Genomic DNA, 20,713 nt, shown 5'->3' with positions numbered 1-20,713 from the left:
GAACACGTGCTGGTGCGTCATGCCTGACCTGGAGGCCCGCCAGACCAACGTCGGGAAGATCCGGCTGCGGTTTCCTTACGGCAGCGTGAGTTGCACCGCGTGCGGAGCTTTGGCGGGTAGGCCGTACAACTCGCCCATCCGAGCGACGAACTCGGTCTGACCTCCGTAGCTGGGGTGCCGGACCCGCTCGGCCGCCATACCCAAGTCCGCCAACGCCGCCTCGGCATCCCTCCCGATGGCGACCAGGACCCGGGGCCGCAATTCCGACACCAGCCATTCGAGGAGGTGGCGGGACGCCTGCCGTTCCCGGCGAGTGTGGCAGCGATTGGACAGCGGGTCGCCCGACGCGTGCGGATGGAGCGGGAAGACGTTCCAGAGGAAGATCGGACGTCGCAGGTCCCGGAGAACCTGCCAGATCACCGTCGCCGTGCGCTCGGTCATCGCGGGGCCGCGGGTTGCCCGCGCCAGCGGCAATTGACCGTAGAGGCCGGCATGGGCGGAGAGGTGGGCCTCGTCCGTGAGCGCCAGGCCCGTGCGCCGCCCGCCACGGTACCCGAGGTCGCGCGCGATCCAGATCGAGTCGACGCCTCCGGCGAGGGCCGCCTCCAGCACGAGGCGCAGGTTCTCACGCCGGACCTGGGGCGCACCGACGCCGTCGTGGTCCGGGCAGGCCTCGGCGTAGGGGTTGAAGGTGTCGATGAAGCGAAGCGCCGCGAGGGCCTCGATGAAGGCGCCAGGTGTCATGTCGGCAGGTCCTCGACCAGCATCTTCCGCCCGACCAGATCGAGCCGAAGGCGCCCGCGGCGCTTCTCCCGCAAGAAACGAAACGCTTCGTTACCGGCGAGGATGGCCTCTTCCCAAAGCCAGAGCGGGCAGGCCTCGACCTCGTAGCCGCGCACGAATTGCCTCACCGATTTCAGGAAGGCGAAGCTCAGGTCGCCCGGGCGCTGTCCTTCGAAGAAGCCGAGCTGCTTCGCCTCACCGAAGACGAACGTCGCCACGCCCTCCTCGATCAGGATCGCGCGCGCTCCGTCCTGCCCCTCGTCGACGCGGGCCTCGCTTTTCCTCTTCAGGCGGAACAGCGCGCGCGTCACCGGCGACCAGCCGAGGACGGCGGCGTAGGCATAGTGGAAGGCGTCGTGGAACCGGTAATCGTCCGGCTTCATGATGTTGTCGGTCAGGCGGTCGCCGATGAAGATGCCGTTGCATCGCTGCACGACGTACCGCCTGTCGTTCCCGCCGGTGCGCTCGAAGATGTCGATGGTCAACGCGCGGGGCAGGCGCTCTTCGTCCGGGAACGCCTCGTCGAACAGCGGCGGGGCGACGCGCGTCGCCGGCCAACGGTCCTCGGCCTTCGCGAGGTTGCGCATGGCGGCCTGCTCCAGGGTGACGCCGGCCTCGTTCGCGGCCGCGACGAGAAGGCCGAACACTGCGGAGAGACGCTCCAGGAGGTCCGGGCTTCCCGCGAGGTCGCCCCGCGCCCCCAGCGCGGCCAGCCGGCCGACGGCCCCGGCCAGCTGTAGCAGGGTGTGCTCGAAGGCGACGGTCGGGACGTGCAAAGGCAAGGCACGCTGCGGCTGCAGGTCCGCGAAGGTCGGCTCGGGTCCCCCGGCGAGGTCCCGGCCGGCGAGATCCCCCAAGCGCAGCCCGGCGTGATCGGCGATCACCGCCAGGTACCAGAGCGCGTCGCCCATCTCCTCGACGACGCTCGCCTCGTAGCCGAGATAGGACCGCGCGTCGCGCTGCTTCTTCTTGGTCTCGCTCAGCAGGCTGCCCGTCTCGCCGAAGAGGCCGAGCACGGCCAGGTCGAGGCCGGTGCCCTTCCCTCGCGTCCGGTCCGTCCGGACCGCCCCGGCTTGATAACCGTTCAGGCTAAGCGGCACCGTATCCATGTCCCCTCCCCGCTCCCGGTTGGCCTATCCTCAGGTTGCCATCGTCGGACCTTTCCGGCGCTCAGTCCAGGGTTGCCTGTACCCACACACGCTCCGGACGCACCCTTGCCATACCGACCGCGGCTGACCACCTAAGCTTTACTGAGCCAGGCTCCCGGGCGGAATGCGCGACGGAAGGACCTGGGCACCGGGGAGAAGCCGCACATGCCGAAGGTTTGCGTGCTCGGTCCTGTCGACGACGAGGAACGCACGGCCCTGCTCAAGCTCTTGGCCGAGGCGGGCTGCGAGGTCGTGGACGAGGAGGTCGCCGCCGTCGAGCCCGACGAAGGGGACGACGACGAGGAGGAAGACGGCGAGCACGTCGAGGATCCCGTTGCACCGGAAGACGACGAGCCCGCGCCCGCGGATGACGAGGCCCCGGCCGGTCACGCCGAGACGCCGGACGAGGACTTGGGGGTGATTGTGCTGTCTCCCGATTGCCTCGCGGACGAGGAGCTGGGGCGCGTGATGCAGCGGGCCGCCGCCCAGGGTCGTCGCGTGATCGGGATCTGGCCTCCTGGAACCCAGGACGAAACGCTGCCGCGCGCGTTCGAGGATTACGGCGGGGATACCGTTCCCTGGGATGCGGGCAGCCTGCGGGGCGCCCTACCGCGGAGGAACGCGAAGCCCGAGTGGTTGAAGCCCGACGCCCAGCCGCGGGCGGAGCGCCAGACCAAGCGGAACAAGTGCTGAGGCCGGCGTGCGCGTCCACTCCTACGTGATCGACCACGACCTCGGGTTCGCGCCCAATCCGTTTCACCGGGTGTGCACGCTGAGCGCGTGCAAACCGCTGATCCGGCAGCACGCGAGCGTCGGGGACTTCGTGGTCGGGACCGGCTCGATCCCGAACGGGATCAAGGACCGTGTCGTCTACTGGATGCGGGTCGACGAGATCCTCACCTTCGACCGGTACTGGGACGACGCTCGCTTCGGCGCCAAGCGACCCGTGATGTCCGGCAGCCGCATGCAGATCTACGGCGACAACATCTATCGCCGCTTGGCCGACGGCACCTTCGTCCAGGCCGATTCCTTCCATAGCGAGCCGGGGGGCGTCACCAGCCTGCCGAACCTGGTGCGCGACACCGGTCGGACGGACCGGGTGCTTCTCGGGCGCGAATACGCTTACTGGGGCGGGTCGGGCCCGCTGGTCCCCCAGGAACTGCGCGATCTCGTGCACAGCACGCAGGGCCATCGAAACCAGTTCACGCCCGAGCGGGTGAGCGCCTTCGTGACATGGCTCCGCGGCATGCCGGGCCGCGGCTTCCTGGGTCGGCCGGCGAACTGGCCAGCCTGAGAGCCGAGCGCCCCGGCGGCCCCACCGCCGGCGAGGACGGCCGGCGAACCCGGCCACGAGGCCATGGGCGTGACCCGCGGCGAGGTGGCCTCACCCCGGTCCTTCGGCGACATCGACGCCGCGCGCCGGCTGCCCCCGACGGGCGGCTCGGAAGGCGCGGCGCCTGCCGGAATGAGCCTGGCTCAGAAGCCTCTACCGCCGAGTTGTCCCGTGCGATGCCCAGGGGCTTTCGAGTAGGGGCGACGGGCGGCGACCTTTCATCCGAGCCGGTCGGAAGCCCGGGCGGACAGCCGCTCGTGGCCCCCGATCTGGCCTCGATCCGTCGAGCCACGGTGGCGGCACGCGATCAGAGACAGGGCGTTCCCAAAGGCGATGAATGACGGCGGCACGCATCGGGTTACGCCGCCCCGCCGCTTGGGCGCCATCTCATTCGGTCCGGGCAGCCTCGGTGATGCCGATCCATGCGCGCGGCTGCGCAGGACACACTCTCATGAAAGCTTGTCCCGTTTTCGGCTCCGCGACAGCGCCGCTCTCAACACAGCTTGTCCCGATTTGCCCGGGACCTTGTCGCGCCGCGATGCGGACGCCCTGATCCGACCGCTCACGAGGTCGTCCGGCTAAGGTGTTGGTGTGTCGGTCCACGCCACGACATGGCCTCGTGGAGCGGACGGGAAGGACGCCTTGGCCTTGCCGAACCGGACGTAAAGCGCCGGAAGGACCAGCAGCGTCAGGACGGTCGCGCTGGCCAAGCCGCCGATGACGACGGTCGCCAGCGGCCGCTGCACCTCCGCACCCGTGCCCGTCGCCAGGGCCATCGGCACGAAGCCCAGGGCGGCGACCAAGGCCGTCATCGCCACCGGCCGCAGCCGGGTCAGGGCGCCCTCGCGGACGGCATCCGGAATCGCCGTTCCCTCCTCCACGAGCGCGCGGATGTGGTTCAGCAGCACCAAGCCGTTCAGAACCGCGACGCCCGAGAGCGCGATGAACCCGACCGCTGCCGAGACCGAGAAGGGCATCTCGCGCAGCCACAGGGCCGCCACGCCGCCGGTCAGGGCCATCGGTACGGCGCTGAACACGATCAGCGCGTCACGCCCGGACCCGAGCGCCCCGAGGAGCAGGATGAAGATCAGCGCGAAGCAGGCCGGCACGACCACCGTCAGGCGCTGGCGAGCGGCCGTCAGGTTCTCGAACTGCCCGCCCCACTTCACCTCGTAACCGGGCGGCAGCCGCACCTCGGCGGCGATGCGCGCCTGCGCTTCGGCCACCAGCGAGCCGATGTCGCGCCCGCGCACGTTTGCGGTGACCACGACGCGGCGGCGGCCGTTCTCGCGGCTCACCTGGTTCGGCCCCTCGCCGAAGGCGAACGAGGCGAGCTGCCGCAGCGGCACGCTCATCCCGCCGGCCGGCGCGGGAGCGGCCGGGACCCCGGTGCCCGACCGCGCGGGCGCGGCCTGCGGGGGCGGTAGCGGCACCGGCAGGTTCCTCAGCGCCTCGACGTCGCCCCGGACGTCGTCGGCCAACCGGACCACGATGGCGAAGCGGCGGTCGCCCTCGAACACCAGCCCGGCGTCCTTGCCGCCGACCGCCGTGCCGATGACGTCCTGCACGTCCGCCATGCTCAAGCCGCGCCGGGCGATCTCGCGCCGGTCGACCTTGATCTCCAGGAAAGGCAGCCCGACCGCCTCCTCGACCTTTACGTCGGCGGCGCCCTCCAGGCTGCGCAGGATGCCGGCGATCTTGCGGGCGCCCTCGACCATCGGGCCGAACTCCTCGCCGAACACCTTCACCGCGAGGTCGTCGCGAACGCCCGCGATCAGCTCGTTGAAGCGCATCTGGATGGGCTGCGAGAACCCGAGCAGCGTGCCAGGGATCAGCTTCGCCTCGGCGTCCATGCGGGCGATCAACGATTCCTTCGCCTCGGACGGGTCCGGCCACTCCGCTTGGGGCCTCAGGATCAGGTAGGTGTCACAGGCGTTCGGCGGCATCGGGTCGGCGGCGATGTCGGGCGTGCCGCAGCGCGAGTAGACGAAGGCCACCTCCGGGAACTTGCTCATGGCGTCCTCGACGCCGAGCTGCATGGCCTGCGACTGCGAGATGGCCGTCGAGGGGATGCGCCGCGCCTCCATGACGATGTTCTTCTCGTCGAGCGTCGGGGTGAACTCCTGGCCGAGCCGCGTCGCCAGGGCCCCGGCCAGCCCGAGGACGACCACCGCGCCGCCTATGAAAGCCAAGGGCGTCCGAACCGCCCCGCCCAGCACCGGTCGATAGGCCGCCTTCAGTCCTCGGATCAGCAGGTTGTCGCCCTCGCCGACCCGCCCGGTGATGAAGGTCGCGACCATCGCCGGGACGAAGGTCAGGGACAGCACGAAGGCCGCCACGAGCGCGATCAGCACCGTCAGCGCCATGGGTGCGAAGGTCTTGCCCTCCACGCCGGTGAAGGTCAGCAGCGGCACGTAGACCAGGATGATGATGGCCTGCCCGTAGACGCTCGGCTTGATCATCTCCTCGGCCGAGACGCGCACGGTCTCCAGCCGCTCGTCCAGGCTCAGCTTCCGTCCCAGCGCGTGCTGCCGCTCCGCCAGGTGCCGCAGGCTGTTCTCGGCGATGATGACCGCGCCGTCGACGATGAGCCCGAAGTCGAGCGCGCCGAGGCTCATCAGGTTGGCGCTGATGCGGCCCGCCAGCATGCCGGTGGCCGTCAGCATCATGGCGATCGGGATGACCAGGGCCGTGATGATTGCCGCCCGGATGTTGCCGAGCGCCAGGAACAGCACCGCGACGACCAGCAGCGCCCCCTCGGCCAAGTTCCTCGACACCGTCCGGACCGTGGCGTCGACGAGGTCGGTCCGGCTGAGCAGCGTCCGGGCCTGGATGCCCGGCGGGAGAAGCTTGTTGATCTCCTTGATCTTGGCGTCCGCGGCCGCCGAGACGGTTCGGCTGTTCTCGCCGATGAGCATGAGGGCGGTGCCCAGCACGACCTCGCGGCCGTTCTCGCTGGCCGAGCCGGTCCGGAGCTCGCGGCCGATCCCGACCTCGGCGACGTCCCTCACCAGGATCGGTATCCCGGCCCGGGTCGCCACGACGACGTCGCGGATCTGGTCGACGTTCTCGATCAGCCCTCTGGCCCGGACGACATAGCCCTCGCCGTTGCGCTCGACGTAGTTGGCGCCCCGGGTCACGTTGTTGGCTCCGATGGCCCGGGTCAGGTCGGCGAAGCCCAGGCCATAGCCGACGAGCTTCATCGGGTCGGGCTGGACTTGGTACTCCTTCACGAAGCCGCCGATGGCGTCGGCACCGGCCACGCCCGGCACGCTCTTCATCTGTGGCCGGATGATCCAATCCTGGACCGTGCGCAGGTAGACCGTGCGCTCGAAGTCGGACCTCAGCCGCTCGCCCTCGGGCGTCAGGTAGCTGCCGTCCGACTGCCAGCCCGGCAGGCCATCGCGGACCGGGGCGCCGTCGCCGGCGGCCTGGTACTCGACCGCCCACCAGTAAATCTCGCCGAGGCCGGTCGAGATCGGCCCGAGCCTGACCTCGGCCCCGGGTGGCAGGGTGTTGCGCACCTCGCCCAGGCGCTCGTTCACCTGTTGCCTGGCGAAGTAGACGTCGACCTTGTCGCTGAAGACGGCCGTGAGCTGGGCGAACCCGTTGCGCGAGAAGCTTCGCATGCTCTCCAGGCTCGGCGTGCCGGCGAGCGCGCGCTCGATCAGCACCGTGACCTGCTTCTCGATCTCGACCGGCGTCAGAGCCGGCGCGATGACGTTGATCTGGACCTGGTTGTTCGTGACGTCCGGGACCGCGTCGATGGGCAGCCGCGCAAGCGACCAGGCCCCGAAAGCGGCCGCGATGAGCGTCACCAGAATGACCGCGTAGCGGTTGGCGACGGAGAAGGCGAGGATCGGGCGGATCACGGTTCAGTCCTCCGCCGCGGCCTTGCCGAGCTCGGACTTCAGCGTGAAGGTGTTGGCCACCGCCACGGCCTCGCCGGGCTCCAGCCCCTCCGTCACCTCCACGGCGGCGTCGTCCGACCGCCCGAGCTTCACCGGCCTAGCCTCGAAGCCCGCGGCCACCCGCACGAAGACGTTCGGTCTGCCCTCCAAGGTCTGGATGGCCGAGGCCGGGATGAGCACCCGCACCGGCTTGTCGGAGATCACGATCTCGGCACCCACGAAAGACCCGGGCCGCCAGGTCTCGTCCGGGTTGGCCAGTTCCGCGACGACCCGCGCCGCGCGCGTGGCCTGGTCGAGGACGGGCACGATGATGACGATGCGACCGCGCGCGGCCTCGCCGGTCGCCTCGGCCCGCACGGCCACCGTCTGGCCCTCGCGGACCAGCGGCAGGTCGCCGGGGCTCACCGCGAGATCGACCCAGACCGTTGACAGGTCGACGACGCTGTAGAGCTCGGTCTCCAGGTTGTCCCGGCCGACGGCCGCCCCGAGGTCGACGCGCCGCTCCACGACCTTGCCACCGAGCGGCGAGCGGATCTCCTGGCGCTCGAACTGCGCCTCCGGCTGGTTCGGCAACGCCTGGATCTCGGCTTGGCTGAGGCCGAGGAAGGTCAGCTTGCGGCGGGCCGCGTCCTCCTTGACCTTCAGGTCCTGGTAGCTCGCCTGCGAGCGCAGGTACTGCTGCTCGGATGAGATGCGCCTGTCCCAGAGCTCCTTGTCGCGCTCGTAGAGCGTCTTCTGCAGGGCGGCCGACACGCGTGCCGCCAAGTATTCTCCCTTGGCGTCGGCGATCTCGCGGCTGTCGAGGAGCGCCACGACCTCGCCCTTGGCGACCTTGTCGCCGAGCCCCTTGCGCAGCTCCACCACCGTGCCGGTGGTCTTCACCGCGATGCGGGCGGTCAGGTTGGCGTTCGGGACGATGGTGCCCGGCACGTGCAGGTGGCGCGAGAGGTTCCCGCCACCGACCCCGTCCGTGCGGATGCCGGCTTTGCCGACTTGGTCGTCCGTCAGCTTGACGAGGCCGGATCTCTCCGGCTCCGGACCGGCCGCCGCGTGCGGTTCGGGCTTGGCGGGCGCGGCGGCCCCCCTGGCGCCCGCCAGCATGGTGCGGACCGCATCGGGAGCGCCGGGCCACCAGGTCGCGATCAGGACGCCGCCGGCGAGGGCCAGCAGAACGGGGATGAGAAGTCTGGACATGTCGGTGCCATGGACGGGCGGCCGCACTCGCACGGCGCCGTCGTTCGAGGATGGGAAGAGGCGGAAAGCCTCAGGTCCTCGGAGGCTCGAACGGTCCCTGCGCCCCGCCCCCGGCTCGAAAGACGTCGTCCAGGCAAGCGAACGACCGCGCCGCCGACGTGGTCACGCTCGCGGGAGCCTTGGCGGCGACGGGCATCACGCCCTGCGCGTGCGATTGCGCGTGGTGGACCAGGTCATCGGCATCCTGGTGGGCCTTGGCGTGGTCCTGTCCCGCCACCGGCGGCATGGCGATCGCGACGGGACCGGAGGCCGCGTGCCGGGCCTCGGCGAGCAACGGCATCACCGTCACGGCCGCCAGGAGCAACGCGACGGCCACCGTCATGAGACGCCGTCCGAATGACACCCGACACCCTCTTCCCGGCGAGCGCCGTCCATCCCGGCGCGTCGAACACCCTTCCCTTATCCCCTCCGGGGGGATAGCATGTCAACATGAATCACGTGCACGCCTCCCACCCGGAGATCATCAAGCGGCTGAGGCGCGCCCACGGCCATCTCGCCGGCGTCATCGCGATGATCGAGGAGGGCCGCCCCTGCGTGGACCTCGCCCAGCAGTTGCAGGCGGTCGAGAGCGCCATCGCCAACGCGAAGCGCACGCTGATCGAGGACCACATGGAGCACTGCATCGGCGACGGCGTCGCGGACGGCGGCAAGTCCGCCAAGGCGGCGCTGGCCGAGTTCAAGGCGCTGGCCAAGTACCTGTGAAGGCCCCGATGCTGAGCGTCCTCGCGAACCGCACCTACCGGCACCTGTTCGCCGCGCAGGTCATCGCCCTGATCGGCACCGGCCTGCTGACGGTGGCCCTCGGCCTGCTCGCCTACCGGTTGGCCGGGGCAGAGGCCGGGGCGGTGCTGGGCACGGCGCTCGCCATCAAGATGGTGGCCTACGTGCTGGTGGCGCCCATCGCGAACGCCTTCACCGGGCAGTTGCCCCGCCGCGCTTTCCTGGTTGCGACCGACCTCGTCCGGGCCGGCGTCGCCCTGATCCTGCCCTTCGTCGACCAGGTCTGGCAGGTCTACCTACTGGTGTTCGTGCTGCAAGCCTGCTCGGCGGCCTTCACGCCGACCTTCCAGGCGACCATCCCGGACATCCTCCCGGACGAGCGTGACTACACCCGGGCGCTGTCGCTCTCGCGCCTCGCCTACGACCTGGAGAACCTGCTCAGTCCGACACTGGCCGCCTTGCTGCTGACGGTCATCGACTTCCACTGGCTGTTCGGCGGCACGGTCGTCGGATTCCTGTGTTCGGCCGCCCTGGTCGTCTCGGTGGCGCTCCCGTCCCCGACGCCGCCCGAGCGCCAAGCGGGGGTGTACGAGCGCACCACGCGGGGGCTGCGGATCTACCTCGCCACGCCGCGGCTGCGCGGGCTTCTCGCCCTGAACCTCGCGGTGGCGGCGGCCGGCTCCATGGTCATCGTCAACACGGTGGTGATCGTGCAGGCCCTCCTGCAACGGCCCCAGAACGACGTCGCGGTGGCGCTCGGGCTGTTCGGGGGCGGCTCGATGCTGGCGGCCCTGCTGCTGCCGCGGGTGCTCGACCGGCTGCCCGACCGCACGGTCATGCTCCCGGCGGCGGCGTTCCTCGGCGTCGTGCTGCTCGGCTTTGCCGCCACGACCTGGGGCGGCGTCATCGGCTGGCCTATGCTGCTGGCCGCCTGGCTGGCGCTCGGGATCGGCTACTCCGCCGCGCAGACCCCGACCGGACGGCTGCTCCGGCGCTCCGCGACGCCCGGCGACCGCCCGGCCGTGTTCGCGGCCCAGTTCGCGCTCTCGCACGTCGCCTGGCTCTTGACCTATCCACTTGCCGGTTGGCTCGGCGCGAAGGCGGGCATGCCGGTCACGCTGGCGGTGCTGGGCGCGCTGACCTTGGTCGCCATCGCCGCGGCGGCGGCGCTCTGGCCGGCCTCGGACCCGGACGTCGTCGAGCACGCGCACCCCGACCTCGAATCTGGCCATCCGCACCTGGAAGGCGTCGGGACGCGCCGGCATGCCCACGCCTTCGTCATCGACGACCTGCACCAACGCTGGCCCGCGGCCCGGCCGGGTTGAACCGAGCCGGATGTTCGTCGGGCGCTTCGGTCACGAGGCCGTGGATGCCACGCGCCGCGGCTTCGATCGAATGGCGAAGGTGCGGGGCGATGCGCCGCCGGAACCCCGCCATGCGGGTCTTCGCGGTGGCAGCCCGGTAAGTCCGTCGGCTTGACCCACGCGTCCTGAGGCTCAACCGGTTCGCTCCGAGCGGGCAGCCGCGTCCATCTCGCCTAAATCCGCCGATGCACCGGCGCCTCGACGGCTGTGGGCTTTCGCGGCGAGGACCGGCGGGGCGACCAAGCCCGCCGGGACCGCGCTTACGATGGGCTGACCGATGGGACGATCCCGACCGCGTGCGCCGCGGGGTCGGGATGGATGCCCTGCCAGCCAAGCCAGCCGGTGTAGAGGCCGACGAGCACGATCAGGGCTGCCGAGGCGTAGGGCGCCCGACGGGCGAAGGCACCGAACCCGGACCACCGCGACGCGACGTGCTTGACGCTGAGGGCGGCCAGCACCCCGGCCGAGACCATCGTGACCGCGAGGCCGATGCTGAAGCAGACGACCAGCGCGAAGCCGAGGCTGAACTGCTTGAGCTGGATGCACAGGAGCAGGACGGTGATGGCGGCCGGGCACGGGATCAGGCCGCCGGTCAGCCCGAACAGCACGATCTGTCCAGTCGTCACCTGACGCCCGGCGAAGCGTCGCCGGATGTCCTCCGCATGCGCCCGGGCATGGGCGTCGTCCTCGTCGCCCAGGTTCATGTGACCGTGGTCGTGATCCTGCTCCTCGAACGCGACCTCGTGAGTTTCCGCACCCTCGGACCCGTCAAGGCGCAGTCGCGCCGTGAAGGCGTGCGGCTCGGGGATCTCCTCCAGGCTCTCCAGGAAGTCGCCCCCATCGGCGAAGGCGAACGTCTGCCGCCCGCCGTCCGGACGGACCGTCTCGACGGTGACCGCACCCGGCGCGGGCAGCGGACCCGTCCCGGCCCGGAGGCGCCAGCGCGGCGGCACGCCGTCCTCGTACACCTCCAGCGTCAACCGGCTGTCGCCGGTCACGACGTGCCGGTGCTCGCCATGGTGATGATGGTGACCGTGGTGCTGCTCGCGCCAGGTCCGCCACGCCATCCAGAGCGCGATGCCGACGATGAGCACCGCCGACGCCAGCTGGAAATACGGCTCGGCCGTCTCGCCTCCCCATTCCTGGCCGAGATACTGTCCGCCCAGCGCGATCACCCAGACGACCGCGGTGTGCGAGAGCGTCGCCGCCAGCCCGAGCAGGACCGCCTGCGTGACCGTGCCCCGGACCGCGATGATGAAGGCGGCCATCATCGTCTTCGAATGGCCGGGCTCCAGGCCGTGCAGGGCGCCGAGCAGGATCGCGCTCGGCACGAACAGCCAGGCATGCGCGGTCCCCTGCTGCAGCAGGTCGGCGAACGGGGTCATGGGGCGGCTCTCGTCATTTGAGGTAGGTCCGCACCACCTCGATCAGCTCGGCGGCGCCCCGGGCGCGCTCGGCGTCCGGCTCGGCGTCCGGGTTCACGACGTGGTGGCGGATGTGGTCTTCCATCAGCTCGGCGGTCAGGCCGTTGATGGCCCCGCGCATCGAGGCGACCAGCATCAGGACGTCGCTGCAGCCGAGCTCGGCTTCCAGGGCCCGCTCGACGGCTTCCGCCTGTCCTTTGATCCGGCGCACCCGCGCCAGCAGCTTGGTCCTGTCCTTGATCGTGTGAGCCATGAATGGCGTCCTCGTACTCGCAATATATAGGGGGGTACCCTATCTGTGTCCAGCGACCGATGCGTCGCGTGGCGGGGAGGCCCTAGCATGAGGAAGGACGACCCATGCATCGGGGTTTGCCAGTGGGATGGGCGGACCGGCTGGTGCCTCGGTTGCGGCCGCACGGTCCCGGAAATACGCGCGTGGCGGAAGATGACGCCTTACAGGAAGGCCGCCCTCGCTCGCGAACTGCCGCGGCGCGTTCAGCAGGTCGCCGTCGCGCAGGTCGAAGTCGAGCCCGGCAGGACCCCGAGCCGCTCCTAGATCGCAGGATCCGCAGGGCGGAACGGCGGCCCCGGTCAGATCGTCCCCGACATGGGTTTCGTCCAGCCGGACGCCCCGTCAAGCCACGCCGGTGTAGCCGAGCCGGAATCGAAAGGCGTCGTGACCGGTGACCGTCACCGCCGCGATTGCGTCCGGCACGTCGGGCGGCATGCGTCGGACGATGCGCTCCATCCCACAGCAGCAAGCCCGGCGGACGAGGACGGCGAGCCCCGATCCGTTTCCGGCGGTCGCGGTCGCCGTCTTATTGCGCCGGGACACGCCGGGCCAGACCACGAGGCTCACCAGCCCCGCCGCTGCCGATGCCCGAGGCGCGAACCGAGCCCGCCGGCGTCGATGGGCAGGTGCAAGCCTGACCGCGAGGGTGGACGTCGGCACCGTCTCGGCCTTGCAGGCCGGCGGTGACCTCATAAGCGCGTTGGAGGCCGAACCCGAGCGGCGGCAGGACGGAGATCCAATCCAGCCAATGCCGGGCGATCCGGCAGGTCGCCGCCTGCAGCGCCGCCAGCACCGCGACGCCGGTCGCACCGAGGACGGATCCGAGCGCGAGGCCGCGCCAGCCGAACCGATGGGCCGCCGCGATCACGGTCGCGGCGATGATCCAATCTGTTCACGTCCCCTGGAAGGCGACGGGGTCCCCGAACCAAGACGGCGTAACATCCTTCCTCGGTCGACGCCCCGCGCAGATCCTCATCGCCCCGCTCATGGCTTTGCGCCGACGGCGCTCGCGCGGAACGGCGGTCCCGGCGTGCTCCTAGGGTCGCGGCGCGTGGGTCTTGGCGATGCGGCGCCGAAGGTCCGTCGGGACATCCATCCGGCGCCATACCGTCGTGGTCTTTCGGCATGTGATCGCGAAAGCTGGCCTGACGCCGGCCCGATCCAAGGCTTCCCGCACCCACCGCGCGCCGGATCCCATCTCCCTGGCGAGCGCACCCGTGGTGGCGTACTCGGCCTCGTAAGCCGCGAGCGCATCGTCCCGCACGAGGATCTCCCCGCACGGCATCGCTGTCCCCGCCATGAGGCCCGCCCGGACGATCAGGCCGACGCTGTCCGTCGGGACCGTGAGCCGCCGGCCGACCTCTTCGAGGGTGAGACCCCCACCTTCGCGCGAACGCCGCGCGACCCTGATGTCCTCCGGGTTGACCAGGAAGCCCGCGAGGCCGGGTACGTCCCGCAGGACCGCCCTGACCCGAAGCTGGCCGGCCAGGATCATGTCGCAGGTGCCGCGCACGCCGTCGACCTTGCCGTGCTGGCTGGCTCGCGCGAGCGGAAGGAGGCCGGCGGGCGTGGCCCCGACGGTCGGCGCCGAGCCACGGATCCGGGATAGCACGGCGGCCACGGCATCCCGGTCGAAGACGTCGGCCTTGATGCCGGCGCGCGCGTGGATCTCGGCGGGTGGGACGATTCGCGCCGCGACCAACATCCGCGTCTGGCGCTTCGCCAGCCCGAGCGCCGCCGGCAGATCCTCCGCGCGGAGCGCGCGGTCGAGGATCGCCCGGATCTGGGCGGCGGTCTCGCGGGCGATGCCGATGGGCGTACCCCTCCTCGTCCGTTGCGGCCAGGCGCCCAGGGCCTTGACGTAGCCGGCGATGAACTCCGGCCTTCGGCCGCATTCCGCGGCGATGTCGGCGAGGCTGACCAACGGGACGTCGGCATGCCGGATCACCACCGAGGTCTTGTGAACCGGGCCCCGACCGGCGTGATGCGCGTATAGGGCCGCCCGAACCGCATCCCCGCTCGCTCCCGCCGGCAGCCGCTTCGCCCAGAGATACAGGTAGCCATAGACCTGTTCGGCCCCCCAGGCGCCGAGGCCGACATGGTCGGCTCGGGCCATCCCGTCGAGCAGGGCGTCGAAGGCGTGCGGCCAGTCCCGGGCGGTGGCGAGACCGGCCGAGAACACCTCCGGATGGCGCTCCGCCGGAAACTTCGAGAGGGCCCCGTCGGCGCCCCCGAGCAGGGCGACGCCGAACCGCTCCATGGCGTCGCAGGCCTCGGCGAGCGTCAGGCCGTCGAGGAGGGGCACGCTGGTCCGGGCCATGCCGCCGAGGCGGCCGACCACGTAGGCGTCCGCCAGCGTCGTCGCGGGCGGGACCCTGGCGCCGTCGCAGGCGAGAAGGGAATGGCCGTTCCTGCAACGGGTCAGCGAGCCGGCTTCCCAGGTGACGCCCGTCCGGCAAATCGGGCAGGACGCCTCCAGGCGGACATGATGGAGGGGACAGGTGCCGACGGCGGCCACGTCCCACCAGAAGCGCCGGTGGATGTTCCAGTGCGCGTGTCGTCCCGACGGCGTCCTGCGAAGGTCGTCCTGCCAACAGCAGGGGCACCACCGCCGCACGTTCGTCGTCCAATCGTCCCGGTGGACCACCTCGTCCGCGATCACGACCTTTTTCTTGGTGATCTCGGTGGGCGTCCAACCCCGGAACGCGTCCTCGCCACGGCCGAGCCGATCCGCGAGGGGGCCGGCGGCGCGGCCCTGCAGGATGTCGCTCATGGAATGGCCCGCGGTCCTGAGGCGTTCGCGGCTCCACGGCTCGCCGTTGACGTCGAAGGCGCGCAGCAGGTGGGCCGCGGCGGATTCCCCGTCGATGACGGGCGGGATGATGGTCAGCCGCATCGGTTTCCCCCTACGCGTCGTCGGCTTGCGTCTCGACCCCGGCCTCGGCGGTCCCCGTCAGGCGCGTGAGCCTCTCGAACTCGATCTCCTTCATCTTCGGCAGGGTCGAGATGTCGACCACCAGGAACGGGTTCCTGCGCGGACCGAGCTCGAAGATCTCCTCGAAGACGAAGCCGAGGTGGTCGACCTGCCCGATGCTCGGCTTGCCCGACTGGATGGCGCGGAAGGCCGCCTTCTTGACGAGGTGCATCATGCGACCGGTGTAGCCGTTCGAAGCCTTGAGCATGCGCTGAACCATGTCGTGCTCCGACAGGCCGCACGCGGCCGGGAAGCCGAGCCTTGCCTCGACCAGCGACAGGAATTTCGTGGCCTTCTTCACGCAGGCTTCCGAGTGACCCAGCGGCTTGATCGGCTTGAAGACGCAGCGCCGGAGGAGCTGGAAATCCTCCTTCAGCACCTTCTTGAGCCAGGGCATGCCCGAGAGCACGAGGGAGACGGGGCGCAACTCCGCACCGGGCGGCCGAAGCGGATCGTCCGGATCCGGGATGACGAGGTTCTTCAGCGTCTCGACCAGGGTGCGCCGCTCGTCACCGGTGCGTCCGCGGAAGGCATGGTGGAATTCGTCGATCATGATGATGGAGACGAGTTGGGCGTGCATCTGGTGGCGCACCCGGGTCCAGATATCGTGCTCCTTCAGGTTGGCGCTGAGCTCCTTCTCCGTCATGGCGAGGTACAGCGCGAGACCCAGCGTCTTCAGCGTGCAGGGGCTCGGCGCCTTGATGTAGACCAGCGGCCGCACGGGGCCGAACTCGTCGCGGAACGGCACGAGCGCCGGGCGGAGCTGCAACCGGGCGAGCAGATGCGACTTCCCGGCCCCGGAAGCGGCCGGGATGACGAGGCACTGACCCTCGACATCGTCGCCGAGGTCCTTGAGCATCTCGTCGAAGCGCGCGACGGTCTTGATCACGACGTCGGTGTTGACGTGGATGGTGTCGACGCGTCGCTTCCAGGCCCGCCGTTCGAGGTCCTGCGGGCTCAAGCGGATCGCGAACCGCTCACGGCGGACCGGGGCGGCCTGGGGGCCGGGAAGGATGGTGACGTCGGGGCGGAAGATCTCCCCGTCCTGGCTTTGCGGCATGCGATGGCCCTCACTCGGCAGTCCAGTTGTCAGGATCGTCGGGGTCGAACTCGGCGCCGACATCCGCCGTCACGCTCCGCGGATCGGCCTCGGCGGCGACGGGCCTCGGACCGGCCGGTCGGGCCGCCGGCGCGGCGTCCTGCGGGGCTTCCTGCGGGGCGCTGGCCGGGCGCGGGGCGGTCTTGCGGCCACCCTGCCCGACCCGGGGCGCGGGTGCCGCGTCGGCCGCGGCCGGCGGCGCGGCCTTCCGCGGGCGTCGGGTCCGCAGCCGCTCTTCCTCGTGGGCGCCCTCGTCCGCGACGTCCCAGGCGACCTCGAACATCGGGTCGTCGGCGTGGTCGCGGAACCAGTCGACGTCGGCGCTCGCCAGGCGCTTCGGCTTGACGCCGGCCTTGCGGCATTCGGCGCGCAGCAGCTCCATCGCGCGGACGAGCGTCGCGCGAGCGACGCGCTGGCCTTCCTGCGTCATCCGACGCGCCGTGCGGACCACGTCTCGCCACTCCGCCAGAGACGTCCCGTCGGCCAACCCGTCCTCGCAGGGGACCTTGATCCAACCGGCCTCCTCGTCCACCAGGACGAGGAGGTGGCCGAGATCGGACGCTTCGGCCTTGACGAGGAATTCGTCGCCGAAGTGGAAGCCCTTCCTGCGACGGACGCCCTTCAGTTCGTCGGACTGGTAGGTGAGGCCGAGGAAGGTGATCCCGTTCCGCTGGATGGTCCGCGGGACCACCAGGGCGATGAGCGGGTCGAGGTCGTCGGCCGACGGCGGCAGGCGCGTGCCATAGCCCGCCAGGTCCTGCCAGCGCAGCAGGGGCGTTCGTCCGAGCAGCCCGCCATGCTTGCGGTTGTGGTAGATGTCGACGACCCAGATGGTGAAGAACTCGACGAGTTGGGCCAGGGTCAGGGCGGCCTGCCCGACGCTGTCGTAGTCGCCGCGCTCGCGCACGTCGCGGAAGGTCCGTCCGGGAAGGTAGGCGCAGAAGTCGCGCGCGATAGTGCCGAGGGCGCGCTCGACCTTGCCCTTCAGGTGGGGCTTGCGCCGGGGCATGTAGCGGAGCTCAAACCGCAGCTGCCCGGCGGCCGCCTTCATCGACCGGGAGTGGAATTCCTTCCCGTTATCGAGCTTGACCACTTCCGGCACGCCGAACACGGGCCACGCCGTGTCGACCCGGATGCCGGTCAGGTCCTTCGGCAGCACCGCCATGCGCAGGCAGTGCATCACCGAAGTCCAGGAGGGACGCTCGTCACTGAGGTGGAATCCCACGATCATGCGGGTCGCGGCGCAGATCGCGACCGTGAGCCAGACCCGCCTCGTGCGCTTGTCCTTGCGGCGCCGGTCGCGCGCCGGCGTGCCGTCGCCCTCCAGGACCAGCACGTCGAGGGGCGTGTGATCGACCTCGACGATTTCGAGCGGCCGCGTCGCCTGGGGGGCCTTCTTGACGTGCCGGAAGGCCTGCTCCGCCGCCGCGGGGCCCTCGCGATGGTAGATCACGTCGAACTGGCTGACGTTCGCCTTCACCCAACGCCGGATCGTCATGCCATCGGGCACGTCGAAGGGCACGGTGCGCGTCTTGTTCTCGCGCTCGATCCTGCCCTGGATGAAGACGATGACATGGCTCAGCGGCGGTCCGTTCCGGGTGAGCCAGTCCTCGCGCACGCGCTCCGCGATGATCATCTCGACCTCGGGATCGAGGCGGAAACCCGCCCGTCCCTTCAGGTCGTCCAGCGGGATCAGCGCCACGATGGACTTGCCGCCCTTGCGCCAGCGCCCGTACCAACCCTTCAGCGAGGAGCCGCTCACCCGTTCGAGCGGCACGTCGTCGGGATGGGAGCCCTCGTTCTCGATGGCCCGCTGCCGGCGCTCGGCCGCGACGAGCCTCGCGATATCGGCGTAGCCCTTCGGGACCTTCCTATGGGTCCGCTCGGCGAAGCACCGGTCGCAGGCCTGCACGTAGTCGAGGCGCATCAGCGCCGCGTCCTGCTGGCGAACGTCGAAGGTGTCGATGTTGCGCAGGAGGTTGTCCCTGACGCCTTGGGGGAGCCCGGCGGCGGTGTCCTCCACCAGTTGGAGCCGCCTGGGCTCGCCGAAGTAGAGGTCGGCCAACTCGGCATGGGTCTTCGTGACCGTGACCGGCCTCGCCCCGAGGGTGCGCAGCGTGACGCCGGCCTCGTCGCGCGAGAGCACCTTGTGGTAGACGCCCTCGACGATGACGAGCGCGTCCGCTTGGAGACGGATCTGGCACGCGCCCATGGTCAGCGCAGCCCCCCGCATGCACCGGGTCCCGCCATGCGCACCCTCCCGCCGCGGTGGAGGTCCACCAGGACGGCGTCGCTCAGCACGACGGTCTCGGAACCGCCCGCGAGCCTGCGCAGGGCGAGGCCCGCCCGCTCGCGGGCGACGGAGGCGTAGGGGACGCCGTCGACGACGACGACCGCGCCGATGGGAAGGCGGAACTGCTGGTCGAGCCTGTTCAAGGTGCACTCCTGAGGTTCGCGGGGCGGCGGATCATGGCGTGGTCGTCGAAGGGTCGGCCGGGGTCGGCCAGCTCGGCCTCGCCTCGCGCGACCAGGGCCACGACGGCCCGGAAGGCGCGGGCCTGGAGCCCCGATGCCGCCCGGAGGTCCCGGACGAGGCCCTGGCCGCCGAAGCGGTCGAGAACGACGCGCATGGTGTGCTGCTCCGCCTCGTCGGCCACGAAGGTGCGCTCGCTCGCGACGAGCGCGGCGTTCGCGACGCGGAGCGCGTCGACCTCGACCTCGGTCCAGAGCTCGAAGCCGTCGTAGCCGGCGGCCTTGGCGCCGGCTTCGATGCGGGGCCGGATCCCGTCCCAGCCCAGCCTGATCACCCTCTTCCGCGGCTTGACCTCGACGGCGATGCGCCGCCCGTCGTCGATCTCCACGGCGAAGTCGGCCGTGTAGCGGCGCCACCGGACGCCGTCGTGCCACCGGAAGGGAGCGGGCTCCTCCTGGTAGCGCAGGACGGCATCGTCCTGCTCCAGGATCAGGATGAAGTCCCGCGCGAGGAGGCCCTCGTAGGCCACCATGCGATAGCCCATCCCCACCTTGCCGGAGGGGACCTCGCCCGTGATGCAGTCCCGTCGGCCGGTGACGACCGGGCGCGACGGGCTCGGCTTGCCGACATGACGGCTTCGCAGGGTCGCCGGCATCAGGGCCGCCGCCGGGTGTCGCGGCCGTCAGGCCCCTCGGCTGCGTCGGCGCCACCCGATTCCTCGCCGGTCCGGATCGCGGGAGCGGCCCCCGGCGACAGCCGGATGGGATAGCGAGCGACCCCCTCCTGCCAGCGGTCCAGCGGGGTCCGCCGGTCCGCTCCGGAGCGGCGGAAGTCCAGATCGGCGAGCCAGGCGTGCGCCCCCGCCATCAGGCCTCCTGCGTCCTCGACCGCCTCCCCCCGGGCCGTCAGCCAGCGCTGCAGGCCCGCTGCCCGGCAGGGAGCGCCCGGATGGTCGACCCCGGCGAAGTGCAGCCGGATGCCGAGCGCCGCCGCGGAATGCTGGAACGTGGCGCCGAGGAAGGCGGGATCATGGTCCAGCACGATCACCTCCGGCAGCCCCATGCACAGGCGGGCGGCGCCGAGCGGCTCCGCGGCAGCCGTCGCGGTCCGCGCCCCGAACAGGCCGAGCAGGTCCTCCCCGTCCGGCGGCGCAATGCCGAGCGCCGCCGCCACGATCACGCCGCTGTAGCTGTCGCGTGCGGTGACCAGGTGGACGCGGTCGGCGCCGAGTTCCGGGATGGCGAGCCGCAGGACTTCCCGGGCGACGACGACCTCGGCGAGAGGACGCCCGCACGAGAGCTGCCGGTACCGATACGCCTGCTGCAGGGAACGCAGACGGTCGCCGACCATCCGCACGAGGGTCCGGAAACCGGGAACGTGGGCGGCCGCGCCGCCCCGCGCAGGCGCCGCTTCCAAGCACCTCGCCTGTGCGAGGCGGGCCATGGCCGTCAGCGTGACGCCCAGGCGCGGGTCGGCCTCGGCCACGACCTGGTCGACAAGCTCGCCGATCCACGGGGCCCAGTGGGTCTGCTGCCGGGGCAACCGCGCCATCCGCCGGTCGGCGAGGCCGGCCGGGTTGCCGCCGGCCTCCCTAAGCCGCGCTTCCCATGTCCTGACCTGGCGCGGCGTGGGCGGATCGACGTCGTCGCTCAGCTCGCAGACGGCGCGGATCGCGGCCCGCAGGTGGCGGTCACCCCGCCGTCCCTGCGGGAGGTCCTCGACCGCCCGCACATAGCGGTGGCGGCGCAGCGCGGCGGCGCGCTCGCGCTCCGTCATCTCGTCGAGGGCCTGGATCTCGGCCCGGAGACGGTCAGCGTCGGCAGTCGTCGACGGAAAAAGTTCGAGCTGCTTCATGGTCGTATGGGTCCTTGAAAGGCGGACGGGGCCAGCCTTGTTGATTGGATGGGATGGGATGGGATGGGATGGCGGCCCCGGCCC

Annotated in this window: 19 protein-coding genes; 5 read left to right on the top strand and 14 right to left on the bottom strand. The window is 70.9% G+C overall.

All coding sequences use genetic code 11. The features are described from left to right. Positions 1-75: 75 nt before the first annotated feature. Entirely contained in the window at positions 76-744 is a 669-nt protein-coding gene (locus ACYCO6_RS06915) for a uracil-DNA glycosylase (RefSeq protein WP_007565624.1), read from the bottom strand. After that, entirely contained in the window at positions 741-1,892 is a 1,152-nt protein-coding gene (locus ACYCO6_RS06910; RefSeq protein ID WP_007565623.1) for a nucleoside triphosphate pyrophosphohydrolase family protein, read from the bottom strand. Before ACYCO6_RS06910 ends, ACYCO6_RS06915 begins: the two co-directional genes overlap by 4 nt. A gap of 204 nt (positions 1,893-2,096) precedes the next feature. On the opposite strand from ACYCO6_RS06910, the gene ACYCO6_RS06905 reads away from it, so the two are divergent. Both ACYCO6_RS06905 and ACYCO6_RS06900 read left to right on the top strand, forming a co-directional pair. Continuing rightward, positions 2,097-2,624 carry a hypothetical protein gene (locus tag ACYCO6_RS06905; protein ID WP_007565621.1) on the top strand — a complete coding sequence of 176 codons (528 nt, stop codon included), beginning with the start codon at positions 2,097-2,099 and terminating at the stop codon, positions 2,622-2,624. A 7-nt stretch (positions 2,625-2,631) separates the two neighbouring features. Beyond that, positions 2,632-3,225, top strand: a complete 594-nt coding sequence (locus ACYCO6_RS06900; RefSeq protein ID WP_007565619.1) for an Nmad2 family putative nucleotide modification protein — start codon at positions 2,632-2,634, stop codon at positions 3,223-3,225. Between the two features lie 617 nt (positions 3,226-3,842). Here the strand turns inward: ACYCO6_RS06900 and ACYCO6_RS06895 are convergent. The 3 genes from ACYCO6_RS06895 to ACYCO6_RS06885 form a co-directional block, all read right to left on the bottom strand. Further along, positions 3,843-7,136 (bottom strand): efflux RND transporter permease subunit, encoded by a 3,294-nt coding sequence (locus ACYCO6_RS06895; protein ID WP_007565618.1) that lies wholly within the window; start codon positions 7,134-7,136, stop codon positions 3,843-3,845. A gap of 3 nt (positions 7,137-7,139) precedes the next feature. Beyond that, positions 7,140-8,369, bottom strand: a complete 1,230-nt coding sequence (locus tag ACYCO6_RS06890) for an efflux RND transporter periplasmic adaptor subunit (protein ID WP_007565617.1) — start codon at positions 8,367-8,369, stop codon at positions 7,140-7,142. Positions 8,370-8,439: 70 nt separating this feature from the next. Next, positions 8,440-8,751 (bottom strand): hypothetical protein, encoded by a 312-nt coding sequence (locus tag ACYCO6_RS06885; protein ID WP_007565615.1) that lies wholly within the window; start codon positions 8,749-8,751, stop codon positions 8,440-8,442. A gap of 107 nt (positions 8,752-8,858) precedes the next feature. Between ACYCO6_RS06885 and ACYCO6_RS06880 the strand changes: the two genes are divergently transcribed. Together ACYCO6_RS06880 and ACYCO6_RS06875 are read left to right on the top strand one after the other, a co-directional pair. Then, positions 8,859-9,131 carry a metal-sensing transcriptional repressor gene (locus ACYCO6_RS06880; protein ID WP_007565613.1) on the top strand — a complete coding sequence of 91 codons (273 nt, stop codon included), beginning with the start codon at positions 8,859-8,861 and terminating at the stop codon, positions 9,129-9,131. 8 nt (positions 9,132-9,139) lie between these two features. Further along, positions 9,140-10,474 carry an MFS transporter gene (locus tag ACYCO6_RS06875; RefSeq protein ID WP_007565612.1) on the top strand — a complete coding sequence of 445 codons (1,335 nt, stop codon included), beginning with the start codon at positions 9,140-9,142 and terminating at the stop codon, positions 10,472-10,474. 299 nt (positions 10,475-10,773) lie between these two features. On the opposite strand, the gene ACYCO6_RS06870 is transcribed toward ACYCO6_RS06875, so the two are convergent. Beyond that, the gene (locus ACYCO6_RS06870) at positions 10,774-11,898 is read right to left on the bottom strand and encodes a nickel/cobalt efflux transporter (protein ID WP_007565609.1); all 1,125 of its coding nucleotides are present in this window, start codon (positions 11,896-11,898) and stop codon (positions 10,774-10,776) included. Between the two features lie 13 nt (positions 11,899-11,911). Continuing rightward, complete coding sequence (locus tag ACYCO6_RS06865; protein WP_007565607.1) at positions 11,912-12,190, bottom strand: metal/formaldehyde-sensitive transcriptional repressor; 279 nt, start codon at positions 12,188-12,190, stop codon at positions 11,912-11,914. A gap of 87 nt (positions 12,191-12,277) precedes the next feature. On the opposite strand from ACYCO6_RS06865, the gene ACYCO6_RS06860 reads away from it, so the two are divergent. Continuing rightward, the gene (locus ACYCO6_RS06860; protein ID WP_007565605.1) at positions 12,278-12,493 is read left to right on the top strand and encodes a DUF1289 domain-containing protein; all 216 of its coding nucleotides are present in this window, start codon (positions 12,278-12,280) and stop codon (positions 12,491-12,493) included. A gap of 78 nt (positions 12,494-12,571) precedes the next feature. On the opposite strand, the gene ACYCO6_RS06855 is transcribed toward ACYCO6_RS06860, so the two are convergent. The 7 genes from ACYCO6_RS06855 to ACYCO6_RS06825 all read right to left on the bottom strand — a co-directional run bounded on the left by ACYCO6_RS06855 (position 12,572) and on the right by ACYCO6_RS06825 (position 20,629). Further along, entirely contained in the window at positions 12,572-12,796 is a 225-nt protein-coding gene (locus tag ACYCO6_RS06855; protein WP_007565602.1) for a hypothetical protein, read from the bottom strand. A gap of 469 nt (positions 12,797-13,265) precedes the next feature. Next, complete coding sequence (locus ACYCO6_RS06850) at positions 13,266-15,125, bottom strand: TniQ family protein (protein WP_007565600.1); 1,860 nt, start codon at positions 15,123-15,125, stop codon at positions 13,266-13,268. Positions 15,126-15,135: 10 nt separating this feature from the next. Further along, positions 15,136-16,263, bottom strand: a complete 1,128-nt coding sequence (locus ACYCO6_RS06845; RefSeq protein WP_007565597.1) for an ATP-binding protein — start codon at positions 16,261-16,263, stop codon at positions 15,136-15,138. Positions 16,264-16,273: 10 nt separating this feature from the next. Continuing rightward, entirely contained in the window at positions 16,274-18,535 is a 2,262-nt protein-coding gene (locus ACYCO6_RS06840) for a DDE-type integrase/transposase/recombinase (protein WP_007565595.1), read from the bottom strand. Next, complete coding sequence (locus ACYCO6_RS06835) at positions 18,517-18,738, bottom strand: hypothetical protein (protein ID WP_007565593.1); 222 nt, start codon at positions 18,736-18,738, stop codon at positions 18,517-18,519. The genes ACYCO6_RS06840 and ACYCO6_RS06835 overlap by 19 nt, the downstream gene beginning before the upstream one ends. Beyond that, entirely contained in the window at positions 18,735-19,430 is a 696-nt protein-coding gene (locus ACYCO6_RS06830) for a TnsA endonuclease N-terminal domain-containing protein (protein WP_007565591.1), read from the bottom strand. Before ACYCO6_RS06830 ends, ACYCO6_RS06835 begins: the two co-directional genes overlap by 4 nt. Then, the gene (locus tag ACYCO6_RS06825) at positions 19,430-20,629 is read right to left on the bottom strand and encodes a hypothetical protein (protein WP_007565589.1); all 1,200 of its coding nucleotides are present in this window, start codon (positions 20,627-20,629) and stop codon (positions 19,430-19,432) included. Before ACYCO6_RS06825 ends, ACYCO6_RS06830 begins: the two co-directional genes overlap by 1 nt. Positions 20,630-20,713: the final 84 nt, after the last annotated feature.

Source organism: Methylobacterium sp. CM6257 (genome assembly GCF_054611515.1).
Note: the sequence above shows the minus strand (reverse complement) of the source record. Positions and strands in the feature narration are given on the sequence as shown.